5 protein-coding genes and 1 pseudogene are annotated in these 7505 nt (G+C 33.8%); 1 reads left to right on the top strand and 5 read right to left on the bottom strand.

The genetic code is table 11. The features are described 5' to 3' along the window. Positions 1-752: 752 nt before the first annotated feature. From AMS59_RS20525 to AMS59_RS20510, 4 genes are all read right to left on the bottom strand, one after another. Entirely contained in the window at positions 753-2240 is a 1488-nt protein-coding gene (locus AMS59_RS20525; protein ID WP_053485577.1) for a sodium:solute symporter, read from the bottom strand. Between the two features lies 1 nt (position 2241). Further along, a complete protein-coding gene (locus tag AMS59_RS20520; RefSeq protein ID WP_053485576.1) occupies positions 2242-2448 on the bottom strand; it encodes a DUF3311 domain-containing protein in 207 nt (68 codons plus the stop codon). Between the two features lie 73 nt (positions 2449-2521). Then, complete coding sequence (locus AMS59_RS20515) at positions 2522-3811, bottom strand: amidohydrolase (protein ID WP_053485575.1); 1290 nt, start codon at positions 3809-3811, stop codon at positions 2522-2524. Beyond that, positions 3808-5031: a MalY/PatB family protein gene (locus tag AMS59_RS20510; protein ID WP_053485574.1), complete on the bottom strand. Its 1224-nt coding sequence runs from the start codon at positions 5029-5031 to the stop codon at positions 3808-3810. Before AMS59_RS20510 ends, AMS59_RS20515 begins: the two co-directional genes overlap by 4 nt. 424 nt (positions 5032-5455) lie before the next feature. Here AMS59_RS20510 and AMS59_RS20505 point away from each other — a divergent pair, with 424 nt between their 5' ends. Further along, positions 5456-5935: a MarR family winged helix-turn-helix transcriptional regulator gene (locus tag AMS59_RS20505; RefSeq protein WP_053485573.1), complete on the top strand. Its 480-nt coding sequence runs from the start codon at positions 5456-5458 to the stop codon at positions 5933-5935. Positions 5936-6095: 160 nt separating this feature from the next. Here AMS59_RS20505 and AMS59_RS27070 read toward each other — a convergent pair. Next, a pseudogene (locus AMS59_RS27070) lies at positions 6096-7039 on the bottom strand (alpha/beta hydrolase fold domain-containing protein). Between the last annotated feature and the right edge of the window lie 466 nt (positions 7040-7505).

The raw sequence follows: 7505 nt of genomic DNA, 5'->3' as shown, positions 1-7505 counted from the left end.
GATTTTAAAGAACTACATGCCTTGGTCGAAAAAAATCCAAGCCACATGTGCAAAATAGCCATCTATCCGAAAAAAAATTAGGATAGATGGCTATTCGTCGTGCGACTAAGAAAGTGCGCTTATTTTTTATATTTCGGGCTTACGAAGTTCTTATCCCAAAAGACCTGAAGTTCTTGTAAATGTACAGTACAGATATTATGGGTAGATGACGTATCCAAGCCCTCCTCCACGCCAAATAATTTTAGTTTACATAATATAAATTATAGGAAGTTACGTATCAATGAAAAGTATACTAATAACATTGAGACGAAACAGCTGTAAAAAGACAACAAAATCTAAACTTTGCTTCGATGTCTTCTTTTATTACTTAAATAAAATTGTTAATCATGTCACCCTTATAATTAAATAAAAAAGAATCCATTTTTACATGCTTGATTAAAATGGATTCTTCTCAAGTAAATTTACATTTAAATTGTTAAACAACAAAATACTTCATATTCAACTTTATTAGAAAAATCGTCGTTTTTACGATATTTTTAATTGAAAAAGCTGCAAGGTTTCTTAAATAGCCGTTGTTCTTCATAACTGGATTAGTTTGCACAATGTCAATCTTAACGACTTCATTGATCACGGATCAAAAGGAATTTGACCAGATAAAATAATAAATCTCCTACCTAAAATCTTTAAGAACATGGTCCAATTGCCGTTGGCGCTTTTTGTATAATAAAAATTTTCAGAAAATATAAACGATACTATGAAATGTTTTCTACTGTTTTCTCATTTGTAATTCCATCATTTTCAACATTTACTTTCCTTGTAAATGCACTAACTATCAAACTTACTAAAATATTTACAGTCAATGCAAGGAAACCAATGTTGATATCTTGTATATAGGATGGCCAGCTTGGGAACAGTTTACTTAAATGAGCTCCTGTTGCTGCTTGCCAACCTACAATCGAAACTCCCACAATAATCCCAACAGACACACCTTGTACAGTTAATGGATTTTTCTTCATAAAGTTACTTACAACTGCTGGTACAAATTGAGTAACTAGACCATATCCCATTAGAAATAATAATGTAATTGCTCCACCACCGCTAAAAGTAAAGTAAAGTGCTACAAGTGCAATCACTGGAACTGAATAGCGAGCAATGATAGCAATTTGTTGCTCGGTAGTTTGAGGACGAATAGGTTTTACAACATTTTTCGCAAGTAATGTAGCTGCAGACATCAAAATCAATGAACCAGGAACAATTGCAGTTAATAACCCTGCTGCTCCAATAAAGCCAACGATAACTGGATTAAATGTTTGCGTGGAGATTTTAAATAAAGCTAAATCCACAGCGCCTGCTTCTAACTCTGGAACTTGTAAAATTGCTGCTGCTCCAACAAATAAGATAAATAATAAAAATAACGCATAGATAGGAAGCATAATCGCATTTTTTCTTAGGGCATTTCCACTTTTCGCTGAAAAAGTAGCAACAAATGTATGTGGCCACATATAAAACCCTAATGATGTTAACATGATCGTTGAAATATACCATGAGGCACTAAAACCTGAGTCTGGAAGCCTTAAAAACCCTGGTTTAACAGCTTCAATTGCTTCCCACATTGGTTGAATACCGCCATAATAATGAAAAGGTAAATAAATACCAAGGAATAACACAACACCAAGAATAAGAAAATCTTTAATAACAGCTGTCCAAGCCGAGCCATGAATTCCTGAAACCATAACATACGCAATCATTGCAATTGTGCCAATCCAAATTGTTATTTTCGGATCAATCGCTCCATAGGAAGCTTCAGAAACAATAATGCCAAGACCTTTTAATTGAATGACTAAATAAGGAATTAAAGCTGCTAACCCTACAATGGCTACAAGTGTGCCGAGAATTTTACTATTATATGCCTTTTCAAAAAAATCAGATTGTGATAATAGACTATGTTTCTTTCCATAAGCCCATATTTTAGGTGTCAACCAGTAAGCAATGACATAGTTTAGCATCGCGATATTGAAAAATGCTGCTCCACCCTTTCCGTACATCCAACCACTTACCCCTAAAAATGCATTCGTTGTATAAATTTCCCCAGCCATTAATAAGAAGATGAAGATAGATCCAAATCCACGGCCTCCAACACTCCATTGTTCTAGGCTCATATCTTTACCTCTACTTGCCATGATGCCTAAAAGTAAAGCAATACCTAAGAAAATTGCAATGATTCCAACTGAAATGATCATATTATTCTGTCTCCTCTTTTGCACTAGGATTTATACGATGAACGATAATCATTAAACCTGTCCCTAAAAAGATCCATAAAACCATCCAAAATAATAAAAATGGAAGACCTAAGACATATGGTTCGGCACTTTTAATAAAAGGAATTCCTAAAGGCATTCCAAAATAGGCAATGAACGTGAGTAAATAGCAGAGCCTTTTCTTTGTCATTTTTCTATCTCCTTTTTCTGTGTAAATAATTTATTTTCATGCCGTGGTTGGGAGCGAAAAGCTCATGGATGTTTTATTTATTAATTAAATGCTGAAACCCGTTATCAATAAATAGACTATTTATATCTCTTTTATCAGGAGTAAAATTAATCTGGTTTTCATAATCTAGAAAATCAATTGTGTATTGTACAGTAGCCGCCACTCCTAGTTTTAAAGCATCTTCATCTAAGTCAAAGTACACATTATGGTGTTCGGCCCCAATCCCTTCTTCGAGGTTTTGGATCCCAACGAATGCAAACACACCTGGGAAGTATTTTTCATAAAACGCAAATGATTCTGATGCCATCCAAGCAGGAATTGAATATAATGCATCTGTACCAATTGCATATTTCACTGCATCGATCGCAATTTGTGCACACTCTTTTTGATTGTAGACAATTAAGTTCGATTCTTTAGGCTCTGTCATAAATTCATAGGTGCAATTATGCAGGTCACAGATTTTTTCTAGGATTCTCTTAAATTCTTTTGCAGCATGGGCACCTTGGTTAGAATCTAAATATCTGGCTGTTCCTGAGAACTGTAAAATTTCAGGAATTATGTTTGCTGCGGAACCTGAATTAATCGTTCCAATTGAATAGGTAATTGTTTTAAAAGGATCTAGAGTATTTAACCTCATCGCTCTTAAATTGTTATAAAAATCGGTAAAACAATCTAATGGAGCAACTGACAAATCTGGCCTTGAACCATGTCCACTTTTTCCTTTTATTAAGACATCAAAAACAAAAGAAGCTGCCATTCTTGGGCCTGGATCAACAGATATTTTCCCAGTCGGAAGATCAGATTTTAAATGGATACCCCAAATTCCGTCTCCTCCGATTTCGTGTAATCGTTTACAGAGATTATAAATGCCTCCGCCCATTTCTTCGCCTTGTTCAAAAGCAAGAAGCACTCTTCCTTTCATTTTATCTTTGTGTTGAGTCAAAATTTTCGCTGCACCTAAAAGCATCGCTGTATGTCCATCATGTCCACAAGTATGAGCAGCTTGGTCAGTCTCAGAACATACTACTTTTTTCTTTTTTAAATTATTTTCCTCTTCCTTCATCGGCAGTGCATCTAAATCTGCTCTAAGAATTAAAGTTTTTCCCGGTTGTTTCCCTTGAATATAACCAATAATTCCGCCATTAGGGACAATTTCGTAATGAATGCCCAATTTAGTTAACTCGTCTGTAACCACTTTCATTGTCCGTACTTCTTGTAATCCGATTTCAGGATGTCTATGAAGATCTCTTCTTATATCAATTACATAATCTTCTATTTCTTTTGCAGCTTTTAATGCATCCAACTCAAATTCGATTGTTTTCATTTTCTATACACCTCTTCTAATTGGTTTTTAGATTCGATATCTTGAAATTCTAAAGCGATTCTTTTAAGTGCTTCTTTTATAAGTGATCTTGGTGAAGGGATACAGATTCTTTGGAAGTCTTCACCTTCAATTCCAAACAAGTGACCATCTTCTAGTAAGACATTAGCTTTGTTATAGATACGATCATGAACCTCTTGAGCTGAAAGACCATATCCACTAAAGTCCATCCACATCACGTATGTTCCTTCAGGGATTCTAACTTTGACTGTTGGCATTTTTTTAGCTAAGAAATTTTTCACATACTCTATTGTGTCGTCCATATATTCTGTTATTTGCTCTAACCATTCTTCTCCTTCGTTATAGACAGCTATAAGAGCTGCAATTGTAAACGGTGATGGTAACTGCATCCCCATTGTGTCGCTAAAGATTTTTCTCATTTCAGGGTTTGAAATAATAATATTCGAACAGTGTAGACCTGCAACATTAAATGTTTTGTTGATGGCTGTGCACGTGATAATATGATCCGAGCTGTTTGCAACTTTTGCGATTGGTATAAATTTTTGGTTTTTTCTAATGAGATCCGCATGAATTTCATCAGCTATAATAATTACATTATTTTTCTCACATATATCCGAAAGCGTTTTCAATTCTTCGTATGTAAAGACTCTTCCGGTCGGATTGTGTGGATTGCAGAGAATGAACATTGTTGTATTTTCTTCTTTTGCTTTGGCTTCAAAATCCTCAAAATCAATTGTGTAATACCCACCAATGTCACATTTCAACGCATTATTTCGAACCACTCTTCCATTTGCTTCTATCGCGGCTGTGAACGGCGGATAAACAGGACGTTGAATAATGATACCTTCACCAGGATTAGTTAAAGCTTTTACAGCTAAATTCAAGGCATGTACTGTTCCAGGGCTATATACAATATCTTCTCTTTTGATTGTCCAATCATGTCTCTTTTTAAACCAATGCTGAATTGATTCAAAGTACTCATCAGGAAAAATAGAATATCCAAAAATACGATGATCAACTGTTTTATGAAATGCATCTATTAATGGTTGCGGTACAGGTAAATCCATATCTGCTGTAAATAGTGGAATGGTCTCATCGTCATACCTTTCTGTATAACCCATTGTTTTAATTAAATCTTCGCCATCCCACTTTAAGGAATACGTATTTCTGCGATTAACCACTTCATCAAAATTATATTTCAATGCTTCTCCCCCTCTCTTTTTGTTCAAGCTTCTACTTAATCGCAATTTTCGACGCGTTTAGCCTAAATTTTTTCTCAGTTTAACACCTTAACTGTAAAATCGTCAATTATAATTCAGAATTTTTAAAAAATTAAATCGATTCAAAACGCAAGTTAAATATAGATTTCCTATATGTTAAAATAATATCAGGCGTGTTGATTAGGAAAAAATAAGTTTATTATTGAGCGATAAAAGGATTTTCTGTTGCCGATTTGCCAATATATTTCCATTTTAACTGATTGTAGCGTAGGGCTACTCGACTCCCGCAGGAAAGCGAGTAGCCCGTAGCGGAAATCAGCCTCTTTGGATGTATAAAAATGGTTAATCAACACATCTGAAATAATATATAAGTAAATTTGCTACCAATTATGGAGGGGGATGTATTGTGGATAAAGAGAAGATATTTTATGAACTAATGGAAACGATTTACGAAACATCTAGACTAATTAGTTCATACGAAAATATTCCAAGAAAATATGGCACAGAAGATGAATTGTATATGATAGAAGTTCATACACTCAACATAATTGGCGATCAAGTAAAAACGACTACTTCTGAAATTGCAGAAATTAAAAATTGCACAAAAAGTGCTGTTTCTCAAATGATTGATAAACTAATTAAAAAGGGTTTAGTCATTAAATATAGAAATGTAGACAATTATCGAGAATTGAATATTGAATTAACATCAAAAGGCAAAATAGTTTATGAATATCATAAAAATCTAGATCAGGAGGAATATCGGAGTCATTTGAAGAACCTCGAGCAATTTACAGCTGAAGATTTTCAAAAGTATATTACAGTCTTAAATTTAATCAATCAAAGGACACAAAGCGTGCTTAATGACAAAAAATCAAAGGCGAATTGATTTTCATTCCTACTCTATACTATAGGATAATATGGCAAAAAAGGAGTGTCTCAAAGTCTAAATTTGAACTTTGAAACACTCCTTTTTACTTTATAAATTGCTGTCATTTTTTTAGAATCTCTGCCTCTTGCTTCCCTCCTGGTGGCCGCTTCATGTACAGTTAAATCTCCATTTCCTTCAACGAACTAATTATTTGAATAATTTTCTGTTGAGCATCTTGAGCTTCAGGAATTGGCATAACAACAAACACATGATTCATTTTAGGATAAACAAAGGTATTAATTTCAATTTCTTGTTCTGTTAGTTTTTCATCCAGTTTTATTGCATCTGGATATAAACATTCGTGCGTTCCAATAAAATGAGTAATCTTCCCAAGTCCTTTGAAGTCACCATATATTGGACTAATCAACGAGTCTTTCAAATCTTTATCATCTGCCCAAATCTTTGTAATGACTTCCATTCCTTCACTAGCTAACATCGATCTTTTTCTTCATATTCAGCTATAAGAGGATTTTCAAAACTCATATCTACACATGCTGATAATAAAATAATATCTTTCGGTTGAGCCAAATTGTTCATTTTTAAAAAATGAGCCAGGCCAAGTGCTATATTGCCGCCTGCCGAATCTCCCATAATCGTTAATTGATTCGAATTTTCAACAGTTGCCAGCATTTCTTTTTAGAGGTTTAGAATTTTTGGATACGTATCTTTATAGTTAAAATGAGGTACTTTAGGATAAATAGGAGCAATGATTTTCGCGTTCAAAGATTGCGCCATTTTATCCAAAAACCACCAGTGGAAATTTAAAGGTTGATTCGTCCAAGCACCACCATGTATATAAAGAATAACTTTTTGATTCAGGGCCTCTTGGTCATTTAATGTGAAAACTTGTATGCCTTCGAATGCCTCCTCCTTAACATCACTTAAAAATTGAACATCATCCCCAATAACATAAGGTTTTCTATTTTCAGTTCCCATTAGCTCTACAAACTGTTTAGTGTTTTCAATACTAGAAAAACTCTTTTTATTACTTTCGGAAGTAAGCCATTTTTCAAATTGAACACTTTCTTCAGAACGTTTTCCGTTATAAATTTCTACACTCATTTTTTATTTTCTCTCCTTTAAACATTTTTAGTGTTCATCTTGTTGTTTCATAACATGTTATGATTTGAAATAGCCATGTATCGCTTTATCAATAGTTTTTAACAAGTTGGATAGAATGTCTTCATTGAACGGAGGCGTTTAATATCTATACTGCATCGGTTACAGTAAAACGGTTGAACTATGCTTCGAGGTCAAAATAAAATATTTTTAATCCCCTTTTCCATCTCATAAAAAAGTGAGCATGGGCCTCCATTTCAATAATTATAACAAATATACTCCCTGAATTTTTCCATTCAACACCTGATAGCCATGTTTCTTTTAGGCTGTTTTCTATAAAAATATTGATGATATAACATAAAAACAGAGTTAATCTACAATATGTGTAGATTCAACTCTGTTTTTATGTTTGATAGATCCTCATTCTAAATTGGTTTTTAATATGCTTAGTCGTTTAAATTTTCTATCA

Source organism: Lysinibacillus sp. FJAT-14745 (assembly GCF_001275675.1).
In the GTDB taxonomy this organism is placed as follows: Bacteria; Bacillota; Bacilli; order Bacillales_A; family Planococcaceae; genus Lysinibacillus.
This window is presented reverse-complemented; position numbering and strand designations above follow the sequence as displayed.

Bases quoted from the DNA above. Each gene is read 5' to 3' on its own strand.
- AMS59_RS20525 (WP_053485577.1), bottom strand. From the start codon at position 2,240: ATGATCATTTCAGTTGGAATCATTGCAATTTTCTTAGGTATTGCTTTA.
- AMS59_RS20520 (WP_053485576.1), bottom strand. From the start codon at position 2,448: ATGACAAAGAAAAGGCTCTGCTATTTACTCACGTTCATTGCCTATTTT.
- AMS59_RS20515 (WP_053485575.1), bottom strand. From the start codon at position 3,811: ATGAAAACAATCGAATTTGAGTTGGATGCATTAAAAGCTGCAAAAGAA.